Here is a 393-nt window from a genome sequence, read left to right on the forward strand (position 1 = left end):
GCTGGGGAGCGACGGTCTTGACTGCTGCTTCCTGGCGGACCAGGGTGCGGGTCGAGCTGACCGGCTGGGCTTCTTCGTGCTCGACGGTGGCCATTTCGTAGCTGGTCTGGCCGGCAACCAGTTCGGGGCTGTCATCGCGCAGACGCTGGACTTCGAAATGCGGGGTTTCCAGATGATCGTCCGGCAGGATGAAGATGCGCGCGCGGGTACGCAGTTCGATCTTGGTGATGGCGTTGCGCTTCTCGTTGAGCAGGAAGGCGGCGACCTGGAAGGGCACGCGGGCGCGGACTTCCGCGGTGCGGTCCTTCAGGGCTTCTTCCTCGATCAGGCGCAGGAGGGCCAGCGACAGCGACTCGACGTCGCGGATGATGCCCTGGCCGTTGCAGCGCGGGC

At 66.2% G+C, this 393-nt stretch carries 1 pseudogene; it reads right to left on the reverse strand.

Features of this window, described 5'->3' with window-relative positions:
* Positions 1 to 393 (reverse strand): annotated as a pseudogene (gene rne, locus ACLJNW_RS23415) (ribonuclease E); the annotation flags it as partial.

The sequence above is a fragment of the Salmonella sp. SAL4457 genome, from assembly GCF_046548235.1.
Lineage (GTDB): Bacteria > Pseudomonadota > Gammaproteobacteria > Enterobacterales > Enterobacteriaceae > Salmonella > Salmonella enterica.